Here is a 26,505-nt window from a genome sequence, read left to right on the forward strand (position 1 = left end):
GCGGGCGGCTCAGTCGTCGCCGTGCCCGAAGCGGCGCTGCACCGCAGGCCGCAGCAGGGCGGCGGGCCGCACCGCACCCGCGCCGAAGCGCTCCGTGATCGCGTCGACGGTCTGCTCGGCCTCGCGCCAGTCCTCGTCGTCGTCCCAGAGCCCGAGCGTGCTCGCCTCGCCGCCGACGAGCTGCTCGGCCCGCACGCCGATGAGACGCACGGGGCGGGCGGAGGTGTTGGCCTGGTCGTAGAGCTCGCGCGCGGCCTCGTAGATGCGTCGACCGAGCTGGGTCGGCTCGGCGAGCGTGCGCGAGCGTGTGATGGTCGTGAAGTCGGAGAAGCGCAGCTTGATCGCGATCGTGCGGCCCTGCACGCCGGAACGCCGCAACCGCTGTCCCACCCCGTCGGCGAGCTGCAGGAGCACGCGGTGCAGTTCGGCCGGGTCGGTGCGGTCGGTCTCGAACGTCGTCTCGTGGCCGATCGACTTCTCCTCGCGGCCCGGCGTCACCTCGCGGGGGTCGCGCGCCCACGACAGGGCGTGCAGGCGCTCCGCGCCCGCCTCGCCGAGCGCGCGCCGCAGCATCTCGAGCGGGGCGTGCGCGACGTCCCCGACGGTGCGGAGCCCCAACCGTTGCAGCACCTCCTCGCTCTTGCCGCCGACGCCCCACAGTGCCGACACCGGCAGCGGATGCAGGAAGTCGAGGGTGCCCGCCTCCGGCACCACGAGCAGCCCGTCGGGCTTGGCGCGACTCGACGCGAGCTTCGCCACGAACTTGGTGGCGGCCGCGCCCGCCGAGCAGCGCAGTCCCGTCTCGGAGTACACCCGTTCACGCAGCCGCGTGCCGATCGCCCACGAGCTGCCGAGCAGCTTGCGGGCGCCCGCCACGTCGAGGAAGGCCTCGTCGATGCTCAGCTGCTCGACGTGCGGGGTGAGCGAGCCGAGGATGCCCATGACGAGGCGCGAGTAGTGCGTGTACCGGTCGAAGTGCGGTTCGAGCACGATCGCCTGCGGGCAGCGGCGCAGCGCGACCGCCATCGGCATCGCCGAGTTGACCCCGTAGCGGCGCGCCTCGTAGGTCGCGGCGGTCACGACCGAGCGCTGCGAGGCGTGACCCACGATGACCGGCTTGCCGACGAGTTCCGGGCGCTCGAGCAGCTCGACGGAGGCGTAGAACGCGTCCATGTCGACGTGCATGATGTGGGCCGCCGGATCGTCGAGGGGCTCGGCCGTGACCTGCCGCCCCGACCCGTCCTGCTTGCTCACGGGGCCATCCTGTCATCCGCCCCCGACCGGCTCCCGCACACGCGACGACGCCCGCCCCGCGGACGGGACGGGCGTCGCGAGGAGCCGGACGCTCAGGCCTTCCGGCCGCGCGTGATGAGCCCCCAGATGAGCAGGACGATGATCGAGCCGCCGATCGCGAGGAGCCAGGTCTGCCACGACCAGAAGGTCTCGATCTTCACGTTGAAGAGCAGCGAGCCGAGCCAGCCGCCGAGCAGCGCACCCACGACCCCGAGCAGCAGCGTCACGAACCATCCGCCCCCCTGCTTGCCGGGCAGGATGAGCTTCGCGATGGCGCCCGCGATGAGGCCGAGCACGATCCAACCGAAGAATCCCATGATGACTCCAATCCGTCGACCCTCGTTCGGGGGGCGACGGCACCACTCAACTCCCCTCGCCGGGTGACGGCAAGACCCTCGCGCGATGGGGCATCCTGGGTGTATGTCCGCGCTCCACCCCTGGTCCCGCTACGTCGCGATCGGCGACTCCTTCACCGAGGGCATCGGCGATCCCGAGCCCCGCAGCCCGGGCGGGCACCGCGGCTGGGCGGACCGCGTCGCCGAGGTGCTGAGCGGGCAGGTTGAGGATTTCGCCTATGCGAACCTCGCCATACGCGGGCGCCTGCTGCAGCAGATCCTCGACGAGCAGGTCGATCCCGCACTCGAACTCCGGCCCGACCTCATCACGATCTCCGCGGGCGGCAACGACATCATCCGCCCCGGTACCGACCCCGACGATGTCGCGGCGCGGCTCGAGGGCGGCATCGCGCGCCTGCGCCGCGACGACGCGACCGTCGTGCTCTTCAACGGCCCCGACATCGGGGGCACGCCCGTGCTCGGGCGCATCCGCGGCAAGGTCGCCATCTACAACGAGAACCTGCACTACATCGCGAAGAAGCACGACGCGATCGTCGCCGACATGTGGGCCCTGCGCGAGCTCACCGACCCGCGCATGTGGGCGCCCGATCGCCTGCACTTCTCGCCCACCGGCCACCACACGATCGCGCGGATGGTGCTGGAGGCGCTCGGCGTCGACAACGAGCTCGAGCCGTTCCAGCCGGAGCCGATGCCCGCCGTGCCGTGGCGCCAGGCGCGGATCGACGACATCGTGTGGGCGCGCGAACACTTCGGCCCGTGGATCCTGCGGCGGCTGCGCCGGCAGTCCTCGGGCGACGGCATCACGCCGAAGCGCCCGCTGCCGGAGCCGCTCGACCCCGAGCGCTGAGCTCGGGGCTCAGCGCATCCCGAAGATGATCTCGGGATGCCCGAGCCGCCATCCGGGACCGGGATCCTCGACGTCCTCGGCGAGGTCGAGCGGCACCGTCACCGTCTGCGTGCCCGCCGTGAACGTGACCGAACCGACCTCCGTGCCGCGGTCGGCGAGGTGGATCGACTGCGCGGTCACCGTCGCGGTGATGGGCGTGTCCGACCAGACCACGAGCGACGCCGCGGATGCCGCGACGGCGTCGGCCGTCGTGTCCCACGGTGTCGCGTACTCGGCGACGGCATCCCCTGCGGCGATGAGAGGCACGACGCGGTAGCCGGCGGTCACCTGGGCGAGCAGCGAGCGCACCCCGGCGTTCAGCTCGGCGTGGGTCGCGGCCCCGAGCACGACGCCGACGAGCGGGATCTGCGCATCCCCCACCGTGAGGTCGGCCGAGAACAACAGGTTGGCGCCGAAGGCGTTGAGGGTTCCGGTCTTGATGCCGTCGACGCCGCCCTCACCGAGCAGCTTGTTGCTGTTCTCGAGCTTGCCGACGTCGTGGATGTCGATCTTGGTGATCGCGACGATCTGGGCGAGGGCCGGGTTCGCGAGAGCCGCCTCGCCGAGGCGCACCAGGTCGGCGGCCGTCGCGGTGTTGCGGGCGTCCTGTCCGGTCGGCTCGACGACGTTGATGCCGGGGAAGCCGTGCGCGTCGAGCCAGCTGCGCATCGCCGCGACGAGGGCGTCCTGCGAGCCGAAGGCCCAGTTGCCGATCGTGATCGCGTAGTTGCCCGCCGAGTCGATGAGCATGATCTCGAGGAGCTCGCGTTCCGTGTAGACGACGCCCGACTTCACGGGCGCCACGGAGGCGCCCCCGGAGTCCAGGCGGCGGTAGAGGGCGACGTCGGCGGCCGTCATCGTGACGCTCGGGCCGACCTCGTCGGCGCCGAGGGGATGCGCGTCGAGCACCGTGAGCGCGGTGATGATCTTCGTGATGCTCGCCATCGGCAGGGCATCCGCCGAGCCCGCCTGCGCGAGCGTGCCCTCGCGTCCGACGGCGCTGATGGCGGATGCGGCGCCGGCCGGCATCGCGAGCTGCACCGCGGTGCCGGGCGCCACCTCGGGCGTCGTGACGGCGGGTTCGAGCTCCGCGACCGGCGCGAGGAGTGTCAGGGGCAGGTAGCTCAGTCCCGCCAGCAGCACGAGCGTGCCGCCGAACACCGCGATCCGGCGTCGACGGTAGACCTGGCGTCGGGTGAGGGGCACCGGAGCATTATTCCGTGCCCTCGCCGTGAGTCCGCCGAGGCGCGACGGGCGGGCCCGACGCGGAGGCTCAGGCGCGCCCGCCGTCGACCGACCGGGTGATCGTCTCCGGATCCTCCGGCACGAGCACGGGTGTCGCGGCGTTGAGGCTCTCACCCCGGAAGAACGGCTTCGCGGAGGGGAACAGCGACCACACGATGGCGAGCACGACGCCGAGCAGCAGCGCCCCGACGCCGACGACGAACACCCCGCCGACCCCGAACAGCACCGTGTAGCCGTAGTCGGGGTCGAACATGTCGATCGCCGACTTCACGAACGCGATCGTGAGCAGCACGGCGCCGAGCAGCGGGAAGAGGAACTTGTAGAACACGTTGTACGCGCTCGTGAACAGCTCCCGCCGGAAGTACCAGACGCATGCGTACCCGGTCACCGCGTAGTAGAACGCGATCGCGAGCCCGAGCGAGTAGATGGAGTCGGCGAGCAGGTTCTCGCTCACGAAGGTCATGCCCACGTAGTAGGCGATCGCGACGATGCCCATCGTGAGGGTCGAGAAGCCCGGCGTGCGGAACCGCGGGTGCACCTGCCCGAAGCGGGCCGGCAGCGCGTGGTACACGGCCATCGACAGGGTGCCGCGTGCGGTCGGCAGCACCGTGGTCTGCGTCGACGAGACCGCGGAGATGAGCACGGCCAGCACGAGCAACCAGGCCCACGGGCCGAACAGGGCGTCCTTGACGACGAGGAACACGTCGTCCTGGTCGGCCAGCGCATCCACCCCGGCGTAGGCGATCGCGGCGACCGCGACGGCGACGTAGGTGAACATGAGCACGAGGATCGACAGCAGGGCCGCCTGCCCGGGGATGCGCTTGGGATCCCTGGTCTCCTCGTTGAGCGCGAGACAGGTGTCCCACCCCCAGTAGATGAACAGCGCGAGCAGCACGGCCTCCGTGAACCCGTCGAAGGAGCCGAATCCGAGCGGGTTGAACCAGTCGAGCGACACCGGCGTGGCTCCCGCGGGTGCGGTCCCGGCGAACACGCTGCCCACCGCGAACACGACGAACAGCGCGAGGGCGAGGTACTGGATGCCGAGCAGCACGTTCTGCAGGCGCTCGCCGATCTCGAGACCCCGGTAGCTCACGTAGACCATCGCCGCGATGAAGACCACGCCGGTGATCGTCACGACCACGGTGTTCTCGGAGAGCTCGGTCTGCCCGATCAGCAGCCAGAAGTAGATCCCGGCGATCTGGGCGAGGTTGGCGAGCACGATGATGCCGGCGACCGCGACCCCCCAGCCGCCGAGCCATCCCACCCACGGCCCGAAGGCCTTGGTCGCCCACGTGAAGGTCGTGCCGCAGTCGGGCACGGCGCGGTTGAGCTCGCGGTAGGCGAAGGCGATGAACAGCATCGGCACGAACGCGACGATGAACGCGATCGGCGCCTGCACGCCGACCGCGGTGATGACGAAACCCAGGGTGGCGACGAGCGAGTAGACGGGTGCGGTCGAGGCGAGACCCATGACCGTCGAGCCGAGAAGGCCCAGTTGGCCGCGGGCGAGGCCCTTGCCGTCGGAGGGTGCGGGGGCGGGCGACGACGACGCTGTCATGGCTGGACGCTACACCCGCAGCGCCCACAGGGCGACGGCGGATGCGGCGGCCACGTTGAGGGAGTCGATGCCGCGCTGCATGGGGATCGTCACGACGCGGTCGGCGTGCCGCAGGGCCGCGCGGCTCAGGCCGTCGCCCTCGGTGCCGAGCAGCAGCGCGACCCGCTCGGGGGCCGTGGCGGCGTAGTCGTCGAGCGGCACGGCGTCGTCGTCGAGGGCGAGTGCCGCGATCTCGAAGCCGCTCGCGTGCAGCACCTCGGCCGCTTCCGGCCACTCCGGCAGCCGCGTCCACGGGATCTGCAGCACGGCCGCCATGCTCACCCGCACCGAACGCCGGTAGAGCGGGTCGGCGCAGCGCGGCGTGACGAGCACGGCATCCGCCCCGAGCCCCGCCACGGCGCGGAAGATCGCACCGACGTTGGTGTGGTCGACGATGTCCTCGAGCACGACGACGCGGCGGGCGTCGCGCAGCAGCTCGGCGGGCGCCGGCAGCACGGGCCGGTGCATCGAGGCGAGCGCCCCCCGGTGCAGCACGAAACCCGTGATCTCCTCGAGGAGCGGCGGCGGCGCCACGTACACCGGGACGTCGACGTCCTCGAGCAGGGGCGCGAGGTCCGGGATCCACTTCTCCTGCAGCAGCACCGAGCGGGGCCGGTGCCCCGCCTCGAGCGCGCGCTGGATCACCTTCGTCGACTCGGCGATGTAGAGGCCGCCCTCCGGCTCCGACAGCCGCCGCAGCACGACGTCGGTGAGCCGCAGGTAGTCGGTGAGCCGGGGGTCGGCGGGGTCGTCGACCGGCACGAGCTGCATGCCCCGATTCTGCCAGCACGGCGAAACATGCCCGAAAACTGCGCCCCGTAGGCTGCCAATGCGGAAGGAGGCCCGATGTCGATCGTCACGCTCTCCGCGCCCGGCGCCGCGGGTACCCTGCAACCGGCCCTCGACGCCGCCGAACGCCTACTGGCCGGCCGCCGCATCGCCGTGCTCACCGGTGCGGGGGTCTCCACCGACTCCGGGATCCCCGACTACCGCGGGGCCGGCACGCCCGTGCACCGCAAGCCCATGGACTTCTCGGCCTTCCTCGCCGACGAGCGCTCGCGCAAGCGCTACTGGGCGGGCAGCCATCTCGGGTGGCAGCACTTCTCGAGCGCCGACCCGAACCTCGGGCACCGTTCGCTCGCGCAGCTCGAGCAGGCCGGTGTCGTATCGGGCGTCATCACGCAGAACGTCGACGGCCTGCACGCCCGTGCCGGCTCGCGGCGCGTCGTCGAGCTGCACGGCGCGATGCGGCGCGTGAGCTGCCTCACCTGCGGCCAGACCTTCGCCCGCAGCGACATCGCCGCCCGCATGACGCACGAGAACCCGTGGCTCGACTTCCCGGATGCGATCCAGTCCGGCCCCGACGGCGACGTGCAGATCGACTACGTGGACCGGATGGTGATCCCCGCGTGCACGGTCTGCGGCGGCATCCTCAAGCCCGACGTCGTCTTCTTCGGCGAATTCGTGCCGTCGACCGTCTTCGCGGCGGCCCGCTCGATCCTGCGCGGCTCGGATGCGCTGCTCATCGCGGGGTCGTCCCTCGTCGTGAACTCCGGCATCCGGCTGCTCGACCAGGCGGCGAAGCGCCGACTGCCGATCGTCATCGTCAACCGCGGCGAGACCCGCGGCGACAAGCGGGCGGGGCTCAAGATCGACGCGGGCACCTCCGAGGTGCTGGGCGCCCTCGCGGAGAGGCTCGGTTAGTCTCGAACCTCGGAGGAGAGATGACCGAGCTGTACCTCGTCCGTCACGGCGAGACCGACTGGAACGCGGCGCGCCGCATCCAGGGCCGCACCGACGTGCCCCTCAACGACGCGGGCCGTGAGCAGGCCCGGCAGACGGGCGCCCTGCTCGCCCGGCGCCGGTGGGACGCGATCTACACGAGCCCGCTCTCGCGCGCCGCGGAGACGGCACGGATCATCGGCGAGGCGGTGGGCATCTCGGAGCTCGGCATCCGCGACGGCCTCATGGAGCGCGACTACGGCCAGGCCGAAGGCATGACGTTCGACGAGATCGAGGCGCTCTACCCCGAGGGCGTGCGCGCGCCCGGGCAGGAGACCCGCGAGGACGTCGGCCGGCGGGTCGTCGGAGCACTGCTCGCCCTCGCCGAGGAGCATCCGGGGGCCTCGCTCATCGTGGTGAGCCACGGGGGCGCGATCCGCGGCGTGCTCAACGCCGCCGACCCCGGCACCCAGCATCCGCGCATCACCAACGCCTCGGTCCACAGCTTCCGCGTCGAGGATGGCGCCCTGCGGCTCATCGCCTTCGACGACCCGCTCGAGGAGGAGTCGCTGCTGCCCGACTGCGAGGACATCGACGCGCAGAACGCCGTCGAGGCCCAGGACGACGGCGAGACCCTCGTGCGGAGCGGGGCCTGATGGTCGCGGAGGACTACGCGGAGCGGCTGCGTGCGCTCGGACTCGACGTCGAGGTGCGCGAGTTCCCGGAAGGAACCCACACCGCACAGGATGCCGCGGATGCGATCGGCTGCCCCGTCGCGGCGATCGTGAAGAGCCTCGTCTTCGTGCTCGACGACGCACCGCTGCTCGTGCTCGTCTCGGGCGCCAACCGGGTCGACACCGACGCGCTCGGCGCCCGTCTCGGCGGGGCGCTCGGCAAGGCGGACGCCCGCACCGTCAAGGAGGCCACCGGCTACTCGATCGGCGGCGTGCCCCCGCTCGCCCACCGCGAGCCGCTGCGCACCGTGATCGACGAGGATCTGCTCGCCCTCGATGTCCTGTGGGCGGCCGCGGGCACCGCCTCCTCGGTGTTCCCCATCGCCCCGGCCGACCTCGTCCGCCTGTCCCGCGCCGAGGTCCTCTCCGTCCGACCCTGAGCGGTCGGTTTCTCGCCCCAAATCGCGCGAATGGGGCCAGGAACCGACCGGTCAGCGTCGTCGGGCGACGCGCTCGAGCATCTCGAGCAGGGCGTGCGCCGAGCGGCTCCAGTCGAACGAGCGTGCCTGCTCCCGGGATGCCGCCGACCGTCGCGCCCACTCCCCCGGCTCCTCGAGGGAGCGCAGCGCCGCGGCGACGGCGTCCACGTCGCGCGGGTCGGCGTAGACGGCCGCCTCTCCCCCGATCTCGCGGAAGATCGGGATGTCGGAGACCACGACGGGCGTGCCGCGCACCATCGCCTCCACGAGCGGCAGCCCGAATCCCTCGTCGAGCGACATCGTCGCGAGGGCGTAGGCGCCGTCGAGCAGCGCGCCGTACTCGGCATCCGTGACGCCGTCGTGCACGACGAGCGCGTCGGCGGGCGCGAGCGCGGTGAGCCGGGCACGGTCGGCGGCGCCGATGCGGCTCAGCACGTGCAGCCGGTAGCCGGGCAGCGCGTGCAGGGCCCGCGCGATCGTCTCGACGTTCTTGTAGGGCATGAACGAGCCCATGTAGAGGATGTCGCGGGCGGCAGGCTGCTGGCGCTCGGAATCCGTCTCGACGGGGTCGGCGGCGTTCGAGACGATCGTGATCGGCCGGTCCGTGAGGCGATGCCGCCGCATGAGCTCGCGCGTCGTGGCCGACACGGTCGCCACCTCGTCGGCGCGGTTCAGCAGCAGCCGCTGCGGCCACCAGGCGAGGTGGTACAGACGCCACAGCAGCCGGATGGGCCAGGCGAGGTCGCGCGGCGGCGTGCGGTTGCGGTAGTAGATGAGGTCGTGCAGCGTCAGCACGAGCCCGAAGCGGCGCCCCCACGAGCCGATCGTCTGCATGGGACTGAACAGCACATCCGGGTCGGAGGCGTTGAGCCTCCTCGCGATCGTGAACTCACGCGGACTCGTCGGATCGGTCGCGCGCACCCACGGCAGTTCGGGCAGCATCGCGAGCTGCCCCTCGTCCGAGATCACCATGACGAGTTCGTGCCCCGCCTCGGCGGCGAGCGGCGCGAGCGCCGCGACGAGGTTCGCCGTGTAGCGGCTGATGCCGTCGTGCCGCGGGAAACGCGTGTAGCGGCAGTCGACGAGGATCCTCACCGCGAGGACCCGGTGGACAGCTCGGCGAGGAACCCCCGGATCGCGGTCGCGACGGCGCCCGGGGTCTCGTAGTGCGCGAGGTGCCCGACGCCCTCCACGACGATGAGCCGACCGTCGGGGAACAGCCCCACCGTCGCGTGCTGGCCCGGCAGCGGAGCGATCCGGTCGAGTTCGCCGGCGATCATGAGGGTCGGCACGCTCACCCGCGGGGCCGCCTCCCCCACCTCGGTGCTGACCGAGGCGCGGAATGCCTCGGCGACGGTGCGCGGATCCGAGAACCCGTTGAAGTAGCGGTGGTGCTCCTCGTGGATCCACTTCGTGAGCGTCGGGTCGTCGTTCGTGACGAGCGACATGCTCATGAACTGCACGATGAGCCAGTTGCCGAGCCAGAGCCGCGCGACGGGCGCGGGCAGCGCACGCGAGACAGCGTAGAAGCCGCGGGTGAGGGTCGTGATGATCCGCCCGGCCGCGACCTTCGGGTTCGAGGAGATCGGGTTCAGCAGGATGAGCGCGCGTGCCGGCAGACCGTCGGCGATCGCGTGCGAGCTCACCATCGAGCCGAAGGAGTGACCGAGCACGACCGGCGGCTCGTCGAGGCCGAGCTCCTCGATGAACGCGGCGAGCCAGCGCCCGTAGCCCGCGATCGAGTGCGGCGCCTCCGTCAGGGGCGTCGAGTCGCCGAACCCCGGCAGGTCGGGGCTGATGACGCGGATGCCGTCGAGCCGCGCGATGACCGCCTCGAGACCGTGGTGGTCGCCACGGTAGCCGTGCACGAGCACGACGACGTCGCGGGCGTCCTCCGGGCCGAAGTCCTCGAAACGGGTCGTCGAGCCGAGGATCTGGGCCTCGCGCGTCCTCACCGGGATACGGGCGAGCGCCTCGGCGTGTGGGGTCGGGACGGCCATCTCAGCGATTCTAGGCGCGCGCACCCGGCATCCGGTGACAGACTCGGACGGTGACGTTCACGGCTCCCATCACGCTGCCCGGCCTCACCCTCGACCCGCACTGGTACCGGCGGGCGGTCTTCTACGAGGTCATGGTGCGCTCCTTCGTCGACTCCAACGGCGACGGCTCGGGCGACCTCGGCGGCCTCATCCAGAAGCTCGACTACCTGCAGTGGCTCGGCGTGGACGCGCTGTGGATCCCGCCGATCTACCAGTCGCCGCTGCGCGACGGCGGCTACGACGTGGCCGACTACCGGCAGATCCTTCCGGAGTTCGGCACCCTCGACGAGTTCCGCGAGCTCGTGACGAAGGCGCACGAGCGCAACATGCGCATCATCATCGACCTCCCGCTCAACCACACCTCGGACCAGCACGAGTGGTTCCAGCAGTCCCGCAGCGACCCCGAGGGCCCCTACGGTGACTTCTACGTGTGGCGCGACACGGACGAGGGCTACCCGAACGTCCGCATCATCTTCACCGACTACGAGGACTCCAACTGGGCCTTCGACGCCGAGCGGCGCCAGTTCTACTTCCACCGCTTCTTCTCGCACCAGCCCGACCTCAACTACCGCAACCCCGCGGTGCACGCGGCGGTCTTCGACATCATCCGGTTCTGGATGGACCTCGGTGTCGACGGCTTCCGGCTCGATGCCATCCCCTACCTCTACGAGTCGGAGGAGGGCTCGGGCGAGGGCGAGCCGGAGACCCACGAGTTCATCCGCTCCGTGCGCCGCATGATGGACGAGGAGTACCCGGGCCGGGTGATGATCGCGGAGGCGAACCAGTGGCCCGCCGAGGTGGTCAACTTCATGGGCACCGACGAGGAGCCCCAGTGCCACATGGCGTTCGACTTCCCCGTCATGCCGCGCATCTTCTACTCGCTGCGCGCGCAGTCCGCGCAGGAGCTCACCCGGGTGCTGTCCGAGACGACCGAGGTGCCCCACGGCGCCGGATGGGGCGTGTTCCTGCGCAACCACGACGAGCTGACGCTCGAGATGGTCTCCGAGGAGTACCGGCAGGCGATGTACGGCTGGTACGCCTACGACCCGCGGATGCGCGTGAACGTCGGCATCCGTCGCCGCCTCGCGCCGCTGCTGGACAACTCGCGCGCCGAGCTCGAGCTCGCCCACGCCCTGCTGTTCTCGCTGCCGGGTTCGCCGTTCCTCTACTACGGCGACGAGATCGGCATGGGCGACAACATCTGGTTGCCGGACCGCGACGCCTCCCGCACCCCCATGCAGTGGACCCCCGACCGCAACGCCGGTTTCTCGACCGCCGACCCCGGCAAGCTCTACCTGCCGGTCGTGCAGTCGCTCGTCTACAACTACTCGCTCGTCAACGTCGAGTCGCAGCTGGCCCAGTCGCGCTCTCTGCTGCACTGGATCCGCAACGTCATCCACGTGCGGAAGGCCCATCCCACCTTCGGTCTCGGCACGATCCGCGTGCTGCGGACCAACCACGAGTCGGTGCTCGCGTTCGTGCGCGAGTACGAGGGCTCCGGTACCCAGTTCGGCGACGCGCCCGAGCGCGTGCTGTGCGTGTTCTCGTTCTCGCACAACCCGGTGTCGGTGTCGATCGCGTTCTCGGGCGACGAGGGCGTGCCGATGTTCGACCTGTTCGGCGGCGGCGCGTTCCCCGCCGTCGGCGACGACGGCATCCTGACCCTCACCCTCGCCACCCAGAGCTTCTACTGGCTGCACCTCGGAGAACCCCGCACGACGCTTCCGCGCGCCTTCTGAGCGGCGTCCGACCGCGCCCATATGCTTCGGGCATGACCGATTGGGCCGATCGCCTGGGCGTGTTCGACCTCGAGACGACGGGCGTCGACGTGGAGAGCGCGCGCATCGTGACCGCCTGCATCGCGGTGCTCGACGGCGCCGGGGAGGTCGTGCAGCGCTGGGACTGGCTGGCCGATCCCGGCGTCGAGATCCCGGATGCCGCATCCGAGGTGCACGGCATCACGACCGAGCGGGCGCGCGCCGAGGGCCGCCCGACCGAGGTCGTCGTGGCCGAGATCACCCAGACCCTGCGCACCCTGTTCGGCCTCGGCATCCCGGTGGTCGTCTACAACGCGCCCTACGACCTCTCGCTGCTCGACCGCGAGTGCCGCCGGAACGAGCTCGAGCCCCTCGCCGACCCGGCTCCCGTGATCGATCCGCTCGTGCTCGACAAGGCCGTCGATCGGTATCGCAAGGGCAAGCGCACCCTCGAGGTCGCCGCGCAGCGCTACGGGGTCGTGCTCGACGACGCTCACGACGCGGGTGCGGATGCCATCGCCGCCGGGCGGGTCGCCCAGGCTCTGCGGGCCGCCTTCCCCGAGGAGCTCGACCTGCCGATCTCGGATCTGCACGGGCGTCAGAGCATCTGGTACGCCGAGCAGGCCGCGCGCTTCCAGGACTACATCCGCCGTCAGAAGGGCGACGAGTCGTTCACTGCTTCCACGGCCTGGCCCGTGAAGTACCCCGCGCATCCGGGCGCCTACCGCGACACGCAGCCGATCCCGCCGTTGGAGCCGCGCCAGGGCCGGGTGCCGATCATCGACTTCAGCCGCCCGCTGGGGCTCCAGCTCGCCCCCGCACCCGACGCCCCTCGGGGCCTCGAGGCGGGCCCGCCCGACCCGCGGGATGCCTACCCGGGGCTTGTGCCGACGAGCGAGCCGCCCGTTCTCGACACGGCGGATCAGCCGGACGTGCTCGAGCAGCCGGATCTCGTCGAGCCGGCGCCGGAGCCGGCGGACGACGTCGCGGAGTCATCCGAGCCGGTGTCGGCCGACGAGCCCGAGGCGGCCGACGAGCCCGAGGCGGCCGACGAGCCCGAGGCGGCCGACGAGGCCACGGGTGCGAAGCCCGCGGTGCTGCGGATCGCCGCGGCCATCGTGACCGACGGCGACGGACGCACGCTGCTCGTGCGCAAGAGCGGCACGACCCACTTCATGCAACCGGGCGGCAAGATCGAGGAGGGCGAGAGCGCGATCGACGCGCTCACCCGCGAGCTCGCGGAGGAGATCGGGGTCGAGCTCGACCTGACCGCCGCCGAGTACCTGGGCCTGTTCCGTGCCGTCGCGGCCAACGAGGACGACACCGTCGTGCTCGCGGCGGTCTTCGCGATGACGGTCGACGGCGACGTCGCGGCCGCCGGTGAGATCGAGGAGCTGCTCTGGGTCGACGATCCGGACCTCGACCTCGACGGCGTCGACGTGGCGCCGCTCACGCTCGACGAGCTGCTGCCGCTCTGGGAGCGTCGCCGCGCGCAGGCCTTCGGGTTCTGACCGTCCCCACATGCAACAGGACCCCGTCCGAAGACGGGGCCCTGTGCGCAGGTGAACCGGAGGCTTACTTGCCGAAGTTCTTGTAGCGCGTGTTGAACTTCTCGACGCGGCCGGCGCTGTCGAGGATGCGCTGCTTGCCCGTGTAGAAGGGGTGCGAGGCGGACGAGATCTCGACGTCGACGACCGGGTAGGTCTCACCGTCCAGCTCGATGGTCTTGTCGCTCGTGAGGGTCGAACGGGTGAGGAAGGTCTCGCCGCTCGCCAGATCGCGGAAGACGATCGCCTGGTAGTCGGGGTGGATGTCGGTCTTCATGAGGTACCTCAGTCGGAATGGATGGGAAAGTTCGCGGGCCCGATGGGCCGACTGTCGAGTCTAGCAGACGTCAGGACTGCGCTCGGGCCGCGAAGCGACCGTCTTCGCTCGTCGAGACGACGAGCGAGAGCCCGAAGGCCTCCGAGAGCCGCTCCCCCGTGATGATCTCGGAGATCGGCCCCGCGGCGTGCACGCGGCCGCCGGCGAGCAGCAGCGCGTGGGTGAAGCCGGCCGGGATTTCCTCGACGTGGTGGGTCACCATGACCATCCCGGGCGCCTCGCCCGAGGAGGCGTAGGCGCCGAGCAGCTGCACGAGCTCCTCGCGAGCGCCGAGGTCGAGGCTCGCGGCGGGTTCGTCGAGCAGCAGCAGCTCGGGGTCCGTCATGACGGAGCGGCCGATCTGCACCCGCTTCTGCTCCCCGTCCGAGAGCGTGCCGTAGCGGCGATCGCGCAGCCCCTCAAGTCGCCACTCGCGCATGACGCGCTCGGCGCGGCGGGTGTCGACCTCCTCGTACTCCTCGTTCCAGCGCCCGGTGACCGCGTAGGCCGCCGTCAGCACGGCGTCGAACACGGTCTCGTCCGGCGGGATGCGGCGCGAGGTCGCCGTCGAGGCGAAGCCGATCCGGGGACGCAGTTCGAAGACGTCGACGCGGCCGAGCTGCTCCCCGAGCACCCGGGCGACGCCCGAGGAGGGATGCATGCTCGCCGAGACGATGTTCAGCAGCGTGGTCTTGCCGGCGCCGTTCGGCCCGAGCACCACCCAGCGGTCCTCCGACTCGACGGTCCAGTCGATGTGGTCGAGGATGACGTTCCCGTCACGCACCACCGAGACGTCAGAGAGCTCCAGCACCCGCACCATGATGGCTCCAGCCTAGTGCGCGAGGGTCTCGTAGACCCGGCGGGTGCGCTCGGCGATGCTCGCCCAGCTGAACTCGGCCTCCGCGCGCAGCCGTCCCGCCTCGCCCATGAGCCGGGCGGCGGTCGGATCGGCGAGCACCTCGTTCAGGACCGCCGCGAGGTCGGAGACGAATCGCTCCGGGTCGACGGGCGTGCCCGTGCCGTCGGCGAGCTGCTCGATGGGCACGAGGCGCCCGGTGAGCCCGTCGGCCACGACCTCGGGGATGCCGCCCGTCGCGGTCCCGACCACCGGCAGCCCGCACGCCATCGCCTCGAGGTTGACGATCCCGAGCGGCTCGTACACCGAGGGGCACACGAACACGGTGCCCGAGGTGAGCACGGCCGCGAGCTCCGGCTGCGGCAGCATCTCCTCAATCCACACGACGCCCTCGCGCTCCTCCTGCAGCACGGCGACGCCGCGCTGCACCTCCTCGAGGATCTCGGGCGTGTCGGGCGCGCCCGCGCACAGCACGAGCTGCACGTCGGGGTCGAGCCGCCGGGCCGCCTCGAGCAGGTACGGCAGGCCCTTCTGGCGCGTGATGCGGCCGACGAACACGACGCTGCGCCGCTCCGGGTCGATGCCGTGGCGCTCGAGCACGGCCGCGTCCTCGGTCGGCTTCCAGCGCTCCAGGTCGATGCCGTTGTGCACGACATGCACCTTGGCGGGGTCGATGTCCGGGTAGCTGCGCAGGATGTCGGCACGCATGCCGGCGCTCACCGCGATCACGGCATCCGCCGCCTCGAACGCGGTCTGCTCGATCCAGCTCGAGACGCGGTAGCCGCCGCCGAGCTGTTCCGCCTTCCAGGGGCGCAACGGCTCGAGGGAGTGGGCGGTGACGACGTGCGGGATGCCGTGCAGCAGCTTGGCGAGATGCCCCGCGGCGTTCGCGTACCAGGTGTGCGAGTGCACGAGGTCGGCGCCCGCGACATCCTCGGCCATCTGCAGGTCGACGCCGAGGGTGGCGAGTGCCGGGTTCGCCGAGGTGAGCTGCGGCGGCACCAGGTAGGCGTAGGTATGCGGCTCGTCGCGGGGAAGTCCGAAGCAGCGGACGACGACGTCGACGTCGTGCCGCAGGGCCGCCACGAGCTCCGCCACGTGCACCCCGGCGCCCCCGTAGACCTCGGGCGGATACTCACGGCTCAGAACATCGACTCGCATGCCTGTCGACGCTAGTACACCCCTGGTGGCTGTCCTACTGTTGTGCCATGGCAGCAGCGCCCAAGATCTTCGGCATCGTCCTCGCAGGTGGCGAAGGGAAGAGGCTGATGCCGTTGACGGCCGACCGGGCCAAGCCCGCGGTGCCCTTCGGGGGCGGCTACCGGCTCATCGACTTCGCGCTGTCGAACCTCATCAACTCGGGGCTGCGGCAGATCGTCGTGCTCACCCAGTACAAGTCGCACTCCCTCGACCGGCACGTCTCGCAGACCTGGCGGCTGTCGGGGATGCTGGGCGCCTACGTCGCGTCGGTTCCGGCACAGCAGCGTCTCGGCAAGCGCTGGTTCTCAGGCTCCGCCGACGCCATCCTGCAGAGCCTCAACCTGCTGCGCGACGAGAAGCCCGACATCGTCGTGGTGGTCGGCGCCGACCACGTGTACCGCATGGACTTCAGCCAGATGATCCGCGCCCACATCGAGGCCCGCGCGGGCGTCACGGTCGCCGCGATCCGCCAGCCGATCTCGCTCGCCGACCAGTTCGGCATCATCGAGCTCGACCCGAAGGATCCGACCCGCATCGCCGCCTTCCGCGAGAAGCCGAAGGATGCGGTGGGCCTCGCCGACTCCCCCGGCGAGGTGCTCGCCTCGATGGGCAACTACGTCTTCGACGCCGACGTGCTCATCGACGCGGTGCAGCGCGACGGCTCCCGCGCCGACTCCAACCACGACATGGGCGGCGACATCGTGCCCGACTTCGTCTCGCGCGGTGAGGCGGCCGTCTACGACCTGAACCGCAACGACGTGCCGGGCGCCACCGACCGCGACCGCTACTACTGGCGTGACGTCGGCACGATCGAGTCGTTCTTCGAGGCGCACCAGGACCTCATCTCGGCCCTGCCGGTCTTCAACCTCTACAACCAGGACTGGCCGATCTACAGCCAGCAGCTCAACTCCCCGCCCGCGAAGTTCGTCCGCGACGGCAAGAACGCCGTCGGCACGGCGATCGACTCGATCGTCTCGCTCGGCTGCGTCGTCTCCGGCGGCCACCTCGAGCGCGTGGTGCTGGGTCCGTGGGTGACGATCGAATCCGGGGCGCAGGTGACGGATGCCGTGGTCTTCGAGCGGGTCGCGATCGGCGCGAACGCCACCGTGCGCCGCGCTATCCTCGACAAGGACGTCGTCGTCGCCCCCGGCGCGAGCGTCGGCGTCGACCACGAGGCCGACCGGCTCCGCGGCTTCACGGTCACCGAGTCGGGCATCACGGTCGTGGGCAAGGGCGTCCACGTCGACTGACGACGCCTCCCTCGCATCCCTCGCACCCCCGGAGACCCGCACCCCATGGCCCGCTTCCTCGTCGTGCTCGATGTCGACTCCACCCTCATCGAGGACGAGGTGATCGAACTGCTCGCGGATGCCGCGGGAACCCGTGAGGCGGTCGCCGAGGTCACCTTCCGGGCCATGAACGGGGAGCTCGACTTCGCCGAGAGCCTGCGGGAACGGGTGGCGACCCTCGCCGGGCTGCCCGAGTCGGTGTTCGCCGAGGTGGGTGCGCGGGTCACGGTCACGCACGGCGTCCCGGCCATGATCGCGGCCGTGCACGCGGCGGGCGGTCGCGTCGCGGTCGTCTCGGGGGGCTTCCACGAGGTCATCGATCCGCTCGCGGAGCGGCTCGGGCTCGACCACTGGCGGGCCAACCGCCTCGAGGTGGTCGACGGCCGGCTCACGGGGCGCGTCATCCCGCCGATCATCGACGCGGCCGCGAAGGCGGAGGCGCTTCAGGAGTGGGCGGATGCCGCCGGCCTCCCGATCGCGCAGACCCTCGCTGTCGGCGACGGCGCCAACGACCTGCCGATGATGGCCCTCGCCGGGCTGTCGGTGGGCTTCGATGCGAAGGCGCCGGTGCGCGACGTCGCCGACGTGCTGCTCGACGAGCGCGACCTGTCGATGCTGCTGCCGCTGATCGGGCTGTCGCGCTAGCTCAGTGCCCCATTCCGAGGCCGCCGTCGACGGGGATCACGGCGCCGGAGATGTAGCCGGCGTCGTCGGACGCCAGCCAGGCGATGACGCGCGCCACCTCGACCGGTGACGCGAAGCGGCCGGCGGGGATCTGCGAGAGGTACTGCTTCTGCTGCTCCTCCGGCAGTTCGGCCGTCATGTCGGTCTCGATGAAGCCGGGGGCGACGACGTTGGCCGTGATGCCGCGGGAACCGAGCTCGCGGGTGAGCGATCGCGCGATCCCCACGAGCCCCGCCTTCGAGGCGGCGTAGTTCACCTGCCCCGCGCTGCCGAGGAGGCCCACGACGCTCGAGACGAGGATGACGCGCCCGAACCGCGCCTTGAGCATGCCCTTCGAGGCGCGCTTGACGACGCGGAACGCGCCCGAGAGGTTCGTGTCGATCACCTGGGTGAAGTCGTCGTCGCTCATCCGCAGCAGCAGCGTGTCGCGGGTGATCCCCGCGTTCGCGACCACGACCTCCACGGGGCCGAGCTTCTCCTCCACCTCGGTGAAGGCGGCGTCGAGCGACGCGGCGTCGGTGACGTCTGCGCGCACCGTGAGCGCGCCCTCCGGTCCCTCCCCCGAGCGTGCCGTGACGGCGACGCGGTGACCCTGGGCGAGGAACTCGGAGGCGATCGCGAAACCGATGCCGCGGTTGCCTCCGGTGACGAGGACGGTGCGAGAAGTCATGGTTCAGGAGCCTACCGGCGCACGCGCGTACCCTGGAGGCATCGCCAGTCGCACGCATCCCCACACCGTCACCGAGCTCCCCCTCGCGCCCGAGCTCGAGCGGCGATCGCGCATGATCAAGTACACGGTCGCGATGTCCATCCGCGTCGTGTGCATCGCGCTCTGCCTCGTCGTGCCGGGGTGGTGGGCGCTGCTGCCGGCCGCGGGGGCCATCTTCCTGCCGTACTTCGCCGTCGTCGTCGCCAACAACGTGCGCACCGGTCGGGGCACCGTGCAGCGTCCGGGCGCCATCGTCCCGCGCCGGGAGGACGAGCGGTGATCGGGTTCGGCGACCCGGGGATGCGCTGCTCCGCCGCGGGCTGCACCGCGGACGCGACGACGCGGGTGAACTGGCGCAACCCCCGGATCCACGGTCCGGAGCGCGTGAAGGTGTGGCTCGCCTGCGACGCGCACCGCGCGAGGCTCGCCGACTACCTCGCGACGCGCGGCTTCCCTGTGCAGACCACCGCCCTCGACGAGGAGCTCGACCGGGTTCCGGATCGCGCATGAGCACCGCATCCGAGAGCCGTCACGCCCCCGTGACGGGCTGGCGCCGCTGGGGTGCGTACCTCGCGCTCACGGTCGTGTTCGCCCTCGCCTGCGGGCTGCTGTCGTGGTGGCAGTGGGCCCGGCGCGCCGAGACGGTGGCCGAGATCCAGCGCGTGGAACGCAACTTCGACGCCGATCCGCGACCGCTCGCCGAGGTGCTGCCGGAACTCGACGCCTGGGACCCGGAGGACGAGTGGACTCCCGTGCTGCTCGAGGGCGAGTATCTCGCGGGCGACCAACTGCTCGTGCGCAACCGGGTGCGCGGCGGCAGCCCCGGCTTCGAGCAGCTCGTGCCCTTCCGGCTCGACGACGGCGCCGTGGTGATCGTGGATCGCGGCTGGCTGCCCGTGGGCGACTCCGCGGATGCGACACCCGACCACATCCCGCAGCCACAGGAGGGCGAGGTCACGGTGGTCGCGCGGCTGCGGCCCGCCGAACCCGCGCTGCCCGGACGCACCGCGCCGGCCGGGCAGATCCCGTCGATCGACGTCGCCGGCATCGTGGAGGCGCTCGGCGTCGACGGCTTCACGGGCGCCTACGGGGTGCTCGCGAGCGAGGATCCCGCGGTCGACGACATGCCGTATCCGGCGGTGCGCCCCGAGGAGGACGAGGGTCCGCACCTGTCCTACGCCCTGCAGTGGATCGCCTTCGGCGTGCTCGCCTTCATCGGCCTGTTCTGGGCGTGGCGTCGCGAGAGGCGGATCGCCGCGCTGCCGGCCGAGGAGCAGGCCGCCGCCCGGGCCCCGCGCCGCCGGCACGACGACGCCGACGCCGACGCCGAGGACGCCATCCTCGACGCCCGCTCGCCCTAGCTGATCGCGATGAGCTCCGCGTAGTCGGGGTTCCAGTGGTCCTCGACGCCGTCCGGCAGGATGAGCACGCGCTCGGGGTTGAGCGCCTCCACGGCGCCCTCGTCGTGGGAGACGAGCACGACGGCCCCGGAGTAGCCGGCGAGGGCTCCGAGGATCTCCTCGCGGGAGGCCGGGTCGAGGTTGTTCGTCGGCTCGTCGAGCAGCAGCACGTTGGCACCCGAGACGACGATCATGGCGAGGGCGAGGCGCGTCTTCTCGCCGCCCGAGAGCACACCGGCGAGCTTGTGCCCGTCATCCCCCGTGAAGAGGAACGAGCCGAGCACCTTGCGCGCCTCGGTCTCGGTGAGGTTCGGGGAGGCGGCGACCATGTTCTGCAGCACCGTGCGGTTCACGTCGATCGTCTCGTGCTCCTGCGCGTAGTAGCCGATGCGCAGGCCGTGCCCCGGTTCGACGTGGCCGGTGTCGGGACGGTCGACGCCCGCGAGGATGCGCAGCAGCGTGGTCTTGCCCGCGCCGTTGAGCCCGAGCACCACGACCTTGGAGCCGCGGTCGATCGCGAGGTCGACGGCCGTGAAGATCTCGAGCGAGCCGTAGGACTTCGAGAGGTCGGTCGCCGTGATGGGCGTCTTGCCGCACGGCGCCGGATCCGGGAAGCGCAGCTTCGCGACACGGTCGACGGCGCGCTCCTCCTCGAGCCCCGAGAGCATCTTCTCCGCGCGCGCGACCATCTGGTGCGCGGCGGCGGCCTTCGAGGCCTTCGCCCCGAAGCGGGCCGCCTGCAGTTGCAGGGCGGTCGCCTTCTTCTCGACGTTGGCGCGTTCCTTCTTGCGCCGCTCCTGGTCGGCCTCGCGCTGCTTGAGGTAGTTCCTCCACCCCATGTTGTAGATGTCGATGACCTGGCGGTTCGCGTCCAGGTAGAACACCTTGTTGACGACCTCCTCGACGAGGTCGACGTCGTGCGAGATCACGATCACCCCGCCCTGGTAGGCCTTGAGGAACTCCCGCAGCCAGACGACCGAGTCGGCGTCGAGGTGGTTGGTGGGCTCGTCGAGGATCATCGTCTCGGCGCCCGAGAACAGGATCCGCGCGAGCTCGATGCGGCGGCGCTGGCCGCCGGAGAGCGTCTTCAGCTGCTGGTCGAGGATGCGGTCGGGCAGCGCCAGGTTGGAGGCGATCGCCGCGGCCTCCGCCTCGGCCGCGTACCCGCCGAGGGCGAGGAAGCGGTCCTCGAGGCGCCCGTAGCGGGCCATCGCAGCCTCGCTCGTGGCGGCGTCCGTGCTCGCCATGTCCTCGGTCGCCTGCCGCAGCTCCTGCACGACGCGGCCGAGTCCGCGCGCGTCGAGGATGCGGGTGCGCGCGGTGTCCTCGGGGTCGCCGGACCGCGGATCCTGCGGGAGGTAGCCGATCTCGCCCGTGCGGTCGATCTTGCCGGCCGTCGGCAGGGTCTCCCCCGCGAGCGTCTTGGTGAGGGTGGTCTTGCCGGCGCCGTTGCGGCCCACGAGTCCCACCTTGTCGCCCTTGTCGACCCGGAAGGTCACCTCCGACATGAGGGTGCGTGCGCCCACCCGGATCTCGAGATCATGCACGGCGAGCACAGCAAGGGTCCGTTTCTTCGGGAGGATGGGGACAAACGGCTCGAGTGAGCCAGCCCGCTAGTCTAACCGGAGGGCCTGAGCGCCCATTCCCCGTGACGGCCACACCACGAAGGACCTCATGACCGCCATCTCCCCCGCCCCCCGTCTCGTCCTCGCCGACCGTGTGCTGCCGCGCGGCATCGTCACCGACATCGCGCTCGTCGCCGGTGGCGCGCTCTTCACGGCGCTGCTCGCCCAGGTGACGATCCCGCTCTGGCCCGTGCCGATCACCGGTCAGACCCTCGCGGTGCTGCTCGTCGGCGCCACGCTCGGAAGCGTCCGCGGCGGAGCGGCCCTGCTGCTCTACGCGCTCCTCGGGTTCGCGGGTCTGCCGTTCTACGCCCCGCAGGACGACGGCAGCCACCTGACGGGGCTCGCCGCCCTTGCGGCCCCCAGCTTCGGCTACATCCTCGGCTTCATCCCGGCGGCCGCGCTCGTCGGCTGGCTCTCGGAGCGCACCTGGGACCGCAAGTTCTTCAAGGCGCTCGCGACGTTCGTCGGCGGATCGCTCGTCGTGTTCGCCATCGGCCTGCCCTGGCTCGCGGTCGTCACCGGCGCCACGCTGCAGCAGACCTTCGAGTGGGGCCTCTACCCGTTCATCATCGGCGGCGTGATCAAGGCCGTGATCGCGGCACTCCTGCTTCCCGCCGCGTGGTGGGGTGCGAACCGACTCGCCGAGCGCCGCGACGCCTAGGCTCCACCATCGACGAAGGCCCACGGGGACCCGTGGGCCTTCGTCGTGTGGTCGGTGTCAGATCGAGAAGCCGATAGCGCGCATCATGTCGCGGCCGTCGTCGGTGATCCGCTCGGGACCCCACGGCGGCATCCATACCCAGTTGATGCGGAAGCGCTCGACGATGCCGTCGAGCGACTGCGACACCTGCTCCTCGATGACGTCGGTGAGCGGGCAGCCGGCCGAGGTGAGCGTCATCGAGATGATGAGGGCGTCGTTCTCGTCGTCCCAGGCGAGGTCGTAGACGAGGCCGAGGTCGACGATGTTGACCCCGAGCTCGGGGTCGATGACGTCCTTCAGCCCCTCCTCGACCTGGTCGAAGAGCGCGGGTTCGAGCGACGTGGGCATGCGTCTAGGCTACGCGGGTCGCCCGGCTCACGCCTGGGCGACGAGGTAGCGGTCGTAGCCCTCGTCCTCGAGGCGCTCGGCGAGCTCCGGTCCGCCCTCCTCGGCGACCTTGCCGTCGACGAAGACGTGCACGAAGTCGGGGGTGATGTAGCGGAGGATGCGCGTGTAGTGCGTGATGAGCAGCACACCGAGCCCGGTCTCCTCATGGGCGCGGTTCACGCCCTCCGAGACGATCTTGAGCGCGTCGACGTCGAGGCCCGAGTCGGTCTCGTCGAGGATCGCGAACTTGGGCTTCAGCAGTTCGAGCTGCAGGATCTCGTGGCGCTTCTTCTCGCCGCCCGAGAAGCCCTCGTTGACGTTGCGCGCGGCGAACGACGGGTCCATGCGCAGCTTGCCCATCGCATCCTTCACGGTCGCGCCCCAGTGACGGATCGAGGGCTCCTCGCCGTCGATCGCGGTCTTCGCGGTGCGCAGGAAGTTGGTGACGGTGACGCCGGGGATCTCGACGGGGTACTGCATCGCGAGGAACAGGCCCGCACGGGCGCGCTCGTCGACGCTCATCGCGAGCACGTCCTGGCCGTCGAAGGTGATCGAGCCGCCCTCGACGGTGTAGCGGGGGTGGCCGGCGATCGTGTACGCGAGCGTCGACTTGCCCGAGCCGTTGGGGCCCATGACGGCGTGGATCTCGCCCTCGTTGATCGTCAGGTCGACGCCCTTGAGGATGTGCTTGGTGCCCTGGTCGGTCTCGATCGAGACCTTGAGGTCGCGGATTTCCAGAGTGGACATGATGTGGCCTTTCAGACCGCGAGCCGCACGGCCGGGTCGATGTACACGTCGCCGTCGATGATCTCGACCGCGAAGACGGGGACCGGCTCGTAGGCCGGGAGGTTCAGGGGCTTGCCGGTGGCGAACGAGAACTTCGACCCGTGCGCCCAGCACTCGAGGCCGTCGTCCTCCACGAAACCCTCGGAGAGCGAGATGTCGCCGTGGGTGCAGGTGTCGCCGATGGCGTGCACCTCGCCCGCGGAGTCCCGCACGACGGCGATCGCGACACCGTCCAGGACGACGCGACGCGCGGTCGCGGGTGAGAGCTCCTCGACGCCGCACACCTTCTGAGCGCTCATCGGGCCGCCTGCAGTTCCGCCTCGAGGGCCTCGTGCAGGCGCGCCTCGAGCACCGGCTCGCCGATCTTCTGGACGATCTCGCTGAGGAAGCCCAGCACGACGAGGCGACGGGCCTCGTCCTCGGGGATGCCGCGCGCCTGCAGGTAGAACAGCTGCTCGTCGTCGAAGCGACCGGTCGCGGAGGCGTGCCCGGCGCCCTCGATGTCGCCCGTCTCGATCTCGAGGTTCGGGATCGAATCGGCGCGGGTGCCGTCGGAGAGCACGAGGTTGCGGTTCTGCTCGTAGGTGTCGGTGCCGGTCGCGTCGCGGCCGATGAGCACGTCGCCGATCCAGACGGTGTGCGCGCCCTCGCCGTTCAGCGCGCCCTTGTAGGTGACCCGGCTGCGGGTGTGCGGGGCGTCGTGGTGCACGTAGACCTGCTGCTCGAGGTGCTGGCCGGCATCCGCGAAGTAGACGCCGTACAGCTCGGCCTCCGCGCCCTCCTCGGCGAGGTGGGCGGAGGGGTTGACCCGCACGACGGAGCCGCCGAGCGACACGATGATGTGGGTGAGGGTCGCGCCGTGCCCGATGCGGGCGAACTGGCTCGCGAGGTGCAGCGCGGTGTCGTCCCACTCCTGCACCGAGACCACCGTGATGTTCGCGTCGGCCTCGAGCACGATCTCGAGGTTCTCGGTGAGCCGCGCGTCACCCTGGCTGTCGAGCACGATGAGCCCGGTGGCACCCGCGGCGGCCGTGATGAGCGTGTGCGCGGCGCGCGGCGCATCCCCGAGGCCGGTGCGGGTCACGGTGAGCGTCTCGGCCTCACCGTCCAGACGGATGTGCAGGGCCTTCTCGAAGCTCGTCCAGGCGTTCGCGGCAGCGCGGTCCTCGGGGGTGCCGGCGGTGCCGACGAGCTCGTGGCTGCGGTCGACCCACTCGACGGTGGTGCCCGCCGCCTCCGGGTACAGGACCGCGTAGGGCGAGCCGTCGAGTTCACCGTCGATGAGACCGCGGAGCCGGTCGACGGGGCTGAACTTCCAGATCGCCTCGCGACCGGTGACCTCGGGGAACTCGTCGTGCGCGGTCGAGGCGAAGCGCTCCGAACGGGTCTGGACGGGCGCGGTCGCCCACCCTCCGTGCGAGTGCTCCGTCAGGCCGTGCTGTTCAGTCTGAACGGGGGTGCTCACTTAGCCGACGCTGCCTTCCATGCTCATCTCGATGAGCTTGTTGAGTTCGAGTGCGTACTCCATCGGCAGCTCGCGCGCGATGGGCTCGATGAACCCACGCACGATCATCGCCATCGCCTCGTCCTCGGGCATGCCGCGGGACTGCAGGTAGAACAGCTGCTCCTCGGAGACGCGCGAGACGGTCGCCTCGTGGCCGAGCTGCACGTCGTCGACACGGATGTCGATCGCCGGGTAGGTGTCGGAGCGCGAGATCGTGTCGACGAGCAGCGCATCGCAGCGCACCGTGTTGGCGGCGTGGTGCGCGTTGGCATCCACCCGCACCTCACCGCGGTAACCCGCGCGGCCGCCGCCACGGGCGATCGACTTCGAGACGATGGAGCTCGTGGTGTACGGCGCCATGTGGATCATCTTGGCGCCGGCGTCCTGGTGCTGGCCGGGGCCCGCGAAGGCGACCGACAGGGTCTCGCCCTTGGCGTGCTCCCCCACGAGGAAGATCGAGGGGTACTTCATCGTCACCTTGGAGCCGATGTTGCCGTCGATCCACTCCATCGTGGCGCCCTCGTGGGCGATCGCGCGCTTGGTGACCAGGTTGTAGACGTTGTTCGACCAGTTCTGGATCGTCGTGTACCGCACGCGGGCGTTCTTCTTGACGATGATCTCGACAACGGCCGAGTGCAGCGAGTCCGACTTGTAGATCGGCGCCGTGCAGCCCTCGATGTAGTGCACGTACGAGCCCTCGTCGGCGATGATGAGCGTCCGCTCGAACTGGCCCATGTTCTCGGTGTTGATGCGGAAGTAGGCCTGCAGCGGGATCTCGACGTGCACGCCCTTCGGCACGTACACGAACGAACCGCCCGACCAGACGGCCGTGTTGAGCGCCGCGAACTTGTTGTCGCCCGAGGGGATGACGGTGCCGAAGTACTCCTGGAAGATCTCCGGGTGCTCCTTGAGCGCCGTGTCGGTGTCGAGGAAGATGACGCCCTGCGCCTCGAGGTCCTCGCGGATCTGGTGGTAGACCACCTCGGACTCGTACTGGGCGGCGACGCCCGCGACGAGGCGCTGACGCTCCGCCTCCGGGATGCCGAGCTTCTCGTAGGTGTTCTTGATGTCCTCCGGAAGCTCCTCCCAGCTCTGGGCCTGCTTCTCGGTGGAGCGCACGAAGTACTTGATGTTGTCGAAGTCGATGCCCGTGAGGTCGGCGCCCCAGGTGGGCATGGGCTTCATGCCGAAGATCTTGAGAGCCTTGAGACGGTTCTGCAGCATCCACTCGGGCTCGTCCTTGAGGCGGGAGATGTCGGCGACGACCTCCTCGTTGAGCCCGCGTCGGGCGGAGGCGCCTGCCGCGTCGGAGTCCGACCAGCCGAATTCGTACTGGCCGAGGCTCGAGAGTTCCGGACGGTCGATGAGCACGTCTGACATGGGGCTACCTCTCTTCCACCGAAGCGAACCATTCCGCTCGTGTCGGCATTCCGGGTGGCTGGACGCTCACG

At 70.7% G+C, this 26,505-nt stretch carries 29 protein-coding genes; 12 read left to right on the forward strand and 17 right to left on the reverse strand.

Going from position 1 to position 26,505, the window contains the following annotated elements; translation table 11 throughout:
* Positions 1 to 9 precede the first annotated feature (9 nt).
* Both dinB and D7I47_RS12690 read right to left on the reverse strand, forming a co-directional pair.
* Positions 10 to 1,254, reverse strand: coding sequence for a DNA polymerase IV (gene dinB, locus D7I47_RS12685; RefSeq protein WP_120763394.1), 1,245 nt, complete (start codon positions 1,252 to 1,254; stop codon positions 10 to 12).
* Positions 1,255 to 1,346: 92 nt separating this feature from the next.
* Positions 1,347 to 1,610, reverse strand: coding sequence for a GlsB/YeaQ/YmgE family stress response membrane protein (locus D7I47_RS12690; RefSeq protein WP_120763395.1), 264 nt, complete (start codon positions 1,608 to 1,610; stop codon positions 1,347 to 1,349).
* A 103-nt stretch (positions 1,611 to 1,713) separates the two neighbouring features.
* Here D7I47_RS12690 and D7I47_RS12695 point away from each other — a divergent pair, with 103 nt between their 5' ends.
* Positions 1,714 to 2,496 carry an SGNH/GDSL hydrolase family protein gene (locus D7I47_RS12695; RefSeq protein ID WP_120763396.1) on the forward strand — a complete coding sequence of 261 codons (783 nt, stop codon included), beginning with the start codon at positions 1,714 to 1,716 and terminating at the stop codon, positions 2,494 to 2,496.
* Between the two features lie 9 nt (positions 2,497 to 2,505).
* Here the strand turns inward: D7I47_RS12695 and D7I47_RS12700 are convergent, their stop codons facing one another.
* The 3 genes from D7I47_RS12700 to D7I47_RS12710 all read right to left on the reverse strand — a co-directional run bounded on the left by D7I47_RS12700 (position 2,506) and on the right by D7I47_RS12710 (position 6,148).
* Entirely contained in the window at positions 2,506 to 3,741 is a 1,236-nt protein-coding gene (locus D7I47_RS12700) for a D-alanyl-D-alanine carboxypeptidase family protein (protein WP_120763397.1), read from the reverse strand.
* A gap of 67 nt (positions 3,742 to 3,808) precedes the next feature.
* Positions 3,809 to 5,338 (reverse strand): APC family permease, encoded by a 1,530-nt coding sequence (locus tag D7I47_RS12705; protein ID WP_120763398.1) that lies wholly within the window; start codon positions 5,336 to 5,338, stop codon positions 3,809 to 3,811.
* 9 nt (positions 5,339 to 5,347) lie between these two features.
* Positions 5,348 to 6,148 carry a TrmH family RNA methyltransferase gene (locus tag D7I47_RS12710; protein ID WP_120763399.1) on the reverse strand — a complete coding sequence of 267 codons (801 nt, stop codon included), beginning with the start codon at positions 6,146 to 6,148 and terminating at the stop codon, positions 5,348 to 5,350.
* Positions 6,149 to 6,223: 75 nt separating this feature from the next.
* On the opposite strand from D7I47_RS12710, the gene D7I47_RS12715 reads away from it, so the two are divergent.
* Genes D7I47_RS12715 through D7I47_RS12725 form a run of 3 tightly spaced genes read left to right on the forward strand, consistent with a single transcriptional unit; the run spans position 6,224 to position 8,213 of the window.
* Entirely contained in the window at positions 6,224 to 7,081 is an 858-nt protein-coding gene (locus D7I47_RS12715; RefSeq protein ID WP_120763400.1) for a Sir2 family NAD-dependent protein deacetylase, read from the forward strand.
* Positions 7,082 to 7,101: 20 nt separating this feature from the next.
* Entirely contained in the window at positions 7,102 to 7,755 is a 654-nt protein-coding gene (locus tag D7I47_RS12720; protein WP_120763401.1) for a histidine phosphatase family protein, read from the forward strand.
* Positions 7,755 to 8,213 carry a YbaK/EbsC family protein gene (locus D7I47_RS12725; protein ID WP_120763402.1) on the forward strand — a complete coding sequence of 153 codons (459 nt, stop codon included), beginning with the start codon at positions 7,755 to 7,757 and terminating at the stop codon, positions 8,211 to 8,213. The genes D7I47_RS12720 and D7I47_RS12725 overlap by 1 nt, the downstream gene beginning before the upstream one ends.
* A gap of 51 nt (positions 8,214 to 8,264) precedes the next feature.
* Here D7I47_RS12725 and D7I47_RS12730 read toward each other — a convergent pair whose 3' ends face one another.
* Positions 8,265 to 9,347 carry a glycosyltransferase family 4 protein gene (locus D7I47_RS12730; RefSeq protein ID WP_120763403.1) on the reverse strand — a complete coding sequence of 361 codons (1,083 nt, stop codon included), beginning with the start codon at positions 9,345 to 9,347 and terminating at the stop codon, positions 8,265 to 8,267.
* Positions 9,344 to 10,252, reverse strand: coding sequence for an alpha/beta fold hydrolase (locus tag D7I47_RS12735; protein ID WP_120763404.1), 909 nt, complete (start codon positions 10,250 to 10,252; stop codon positions 9,344 to 9,346). Before D7I47_RS12735 ends, D7I47_RS12730 begins: the two co-directional genes overlap by 4 nt.
* Positions 10,253 to 10,302: 50 nt before the next feature.
* Here D7I47_RS12735 and treS point away from each other — a divergent pair, with 50 nt between their 5' ends.
* Both treS and D7I47_RS15275 read left to right on the forward strand, forming a co-directional pair.
* Positions 10,303 to 12,030, forward strand: a complete 1,728-nt coding sequence (treS, locus tag D7I47_RS12740) for a maltose alpha-D-glucosyltransferase (protein ID WP_120763405.1) — start codon at positions 10,303 to 10,305, stop codon at positions 12,028 to 12,030.
* A gap of 32 nt (positions 12,031 to 12,062) precedes the next feature.
* Entirely contained in the window at positions 12,063 to 13,559 is a 1,497-nt protein-coding gene (locus D7I47_RS15275) for an exonuclease domain-containing protein (RefSeq protein WP_120763406.1), read from the forward strand.
* A 64-nt stretch (positions 13,560 to 13,623) separates the two neighbouring features.
* Here D7I47_RS15275 and D7I47_RS12750 read toward each other — a convergent pair whose 3' ends face one another.
* The 3 genes from D7I47_RS12750 to glgA all read right to left on the reverse strand — a co-directional run bounded on the left by D7I47_RS12750 (position 13,624) and on the right by glgA (position 15,928).
* The gene (locus tag D7I47_RS12750) at positions 13,624 to 13,872 is read right to left on the reverse strand and encodes a type B 50S ribosomal protein L31 (RefSeq protein WP_120763407.1); all 249 of its coding nucleotides are present in this window, start codon (positions 13,870 to 13,872) and stop codon (positions 13,624 to 13,626) included.
* 70 nt (positions 13,873 to 13,942) lie between these two features.
* The gene (locus D7I47_RS12755; protein WP_120763408.1) at positions 13,943 to 14,731 is read right to left on the reverse strand and encodes an ABC transporter ATP-binding protein; all 789 of its coding nucleotides are present in this window, start codon (positions 14,729 to 14,731) and stop codon (positions 13,943 to 13,945) included.
* Between the two features lie 12 nt (positions 14,732 to 14,743).
* Positions 14,744 to 15,928 (reverse strand): glycogen synthase, encoded by a 1,185-nt coding sequence (gene glgA, locus D7I47_RS12760; protein ID WP_120763409.1) that lies wholly within the window; start codon positions 15,926 to 15,928, stop codon positions 14,744 to 14,746.
* A 47-nt stretch (positions 15,929 to 15,975) separates the two neighbouring features.
* Between glgA and glgC the strand changes: the two genes are divergently transcribed.
* Both glgC and serB read left to right on the forward strand, forming a co-directional pair.
* Positions 15,976 to 17,217 (forward strand): glucose-1-phosphate adenylyltransferase, encoded by a 1,242-nt coding sequence (gene glgC / locus D7I47_RS12765; protein ID WP_120763410.1) that lies wholly within the window; start codon positions 15,976 to 15,978, stop codon positions 17,215 to 17,217.
* 45 nt (positions 17,218 to 17,262) lie between these two features.
* The gene (serB, locus tag D7I47_RS12770; RefSeq protein WP_120763411.1) at positions 17,263 to 17,901 is read left to right on the forward strand and encodes a phosphoserine phosphatase SerB; all 639 of its coding nucleotides are present in this window, start codon (positions 17,263 to 17,265) and stop codon (positions 17,899 to 17,901) included.
* 1 nt (position 17,902) lies between these two features.
* Here the strand turns inward: serB and fabG are convergent, their stop codons facing one another.
* The gene (gene fabG, locus D7I47_RS12775) at positions 17,903 to 18,610 is read right to left on the reverse strand and encodes a beta-ketoacyl-ACP reductase (RefSeq protein WP_120763412.1); all 708 of its coding nucleotides are present in this window, start codon (positions 18,608 to 18,610) and stop codon (positions 17,903 to 17,905) included.
* Positions 18,611 to 18,722: 112 nt separating this feature from the next.
* Between fabG and D7I47_RS15190 the strand changes: the two genes are divergently transcribed.
* Genes D7I47_RS15190 through D7I47_RS12790 form a run of 3 tightly spaced genes read left to right on the forward strand, consistent with a single transcriptional unit; the run spans position 18,723 to position 20,010 of the window.
* A complete protein-coding gene (locus D7I47_RS15190; protein WP_264371273.1) occupies positions 18,723 to 18,929 on the forward strand; it encodes a DUF3099 domain-containing protein in 207 nt (68 codons plus the stop codon).
* Complete coding sequence (locus D7I47_RS12785) at positions 18,926 to 19,159, forward strand: hypothetical protein (protein ID WP_405083437.1); 234 nt, start codon at positions 18,926 to 18,928, stop codon at positions 19,157 to 19,159. Before D7I47_RS15190 ends, D7I47_RS12785 begins: the two co-directional genes overlap by 4 nt.
* The gene (locus D7I47_RS12790; RefSeq protein ID WP_120763414.1) at positions 19,156 to 20,010 is read left to right on the forward strand and encodes an SURF1 family cytochrome oxidase biogenesis protein; all 855 of its coding nucleotides are present in this window, start codon (positions 19,156 to 19,158) and stop codon (positions 20,008 to 20,010) included. Before D7I47_RS12785 ends, D7I47_RS12790 begins: the two co-directional genes overlap by 4 nt.
* On the opposite strand, the gene D7I47_RS12795 is transcribed toward D7I47_RS12790, so the two are convergent.
* Entirely contained in the window at positions 20,007 to 21,605 is a 1,599-nt protein-coding gene (locus tag D7I47_RS12795) for an ABC-F family ATP-binding cassette domain-containing protein (RefSeq protein ID WP_120763415.1), read from the reverse strand. The genes D7I47_RS12790 and D7I47_RS12795 overlap by 4 nt on opposite strands.
* A 118-nt stretch (positions 21,606 to 21,723) precedes the next feature.
* Between D7I47_RS12795 and D7I47_RS12800 the strand changes: the two genes are divergently transcribed.
* A complete protein-coding gene (locus D7I47_RS12800; RefSeq protein ID WP_120763416.1) occupies positions 21,724 to 22,338 on the forward strand; it encodes a biotin transporter BioY in 615 nt (204 codons plus the stop codon).
* A 57-nt stretch (positions 22,339 to 22,395) separates the two neighbouring features.
* Here D7I47_RS12800 and D7I47_RS12805 read toward each other — a convergent pair whose 3' ends face one another.
* The 5 genes from D7I47_RS12805 to sufB are packed head-to-tail and all read right to left on the reverse strand — an operon-like array spanning position 22,396 to position 26,434.
* Complete coding sequence (locus D7I47_RS12805; RefSeq protein WP_120763417.1) at positions 22,396 to 22,725, reverse strand: metal-sulfur cluster assembly factor; 330 nt, start codon at positions 22,723 to 22,725, stop codon at positions 22,396 to 22,398.
* 27 nt (positions 22,726 to 22,752) lie between these two features.
* Entirely contained in the window at positions 22,753 to 23,511 is a 759-nt protein-coding gene (gene sufC, locus D7I47_RS12810; protein WP_120763418.1) for a Fe-S cluster assembly ATPase SufC, read from the reverse strand.
* Between the two features lie 11 nt (positions 23,512 to 23,522).
* The gene (locus tag D7I47_RS12815; protein WP_120763419.1) at positions 23,523 to 23,849 is read right to left on the reverse strand and encodes a non-heme iron oxygenase ferredoxin subunit; all 327 of its coding nucleotides are present in this window, start codon (positions 23,847 to 23,849) and stop codon (positions 23,523 to 23,525) included.
* A complete protein-coding gene (gene sufD, locus D7I47_RS12820) occupies positions 23,846 to 25,015 on the reverse strand; it encodes a Fe-S cluster assembly protein SufD (RefSeq protein WP_405083438.1) in 1,170 nt (389 codons plus the stop codon). The genes D7I47_RS12815 and sufD overlap by 4 nt, the downstream gene beginning before the upstream one ends.
* On the reverse strand, positions 25,016 to 26,434 hold the full coding sequence (gene sufB / locus D7I47_RS12825; protein WP_120763420.1) for a Fe-S cluster assembly protein SufB: 1,419 nt from the start codon (positions 26,432 to 26,434) through the stop codon (positions 25,016 to 25,018). It lies immediately after the preceding gene.
* Between the last annotated feature and the right edge of the window lie 71 nt (positions 26,435 to 26,505).

Origin of the sequence: Protaetiibacter intestinalis (assembly GCF_003627075.1) — a bacterium.
Lineage (GTDB): Bacteria > Actinomycetota > Actinomycetes > Actinomycetales > Microbacteriaceae > Homoserinibacter > Homoserinibacter intestinalis.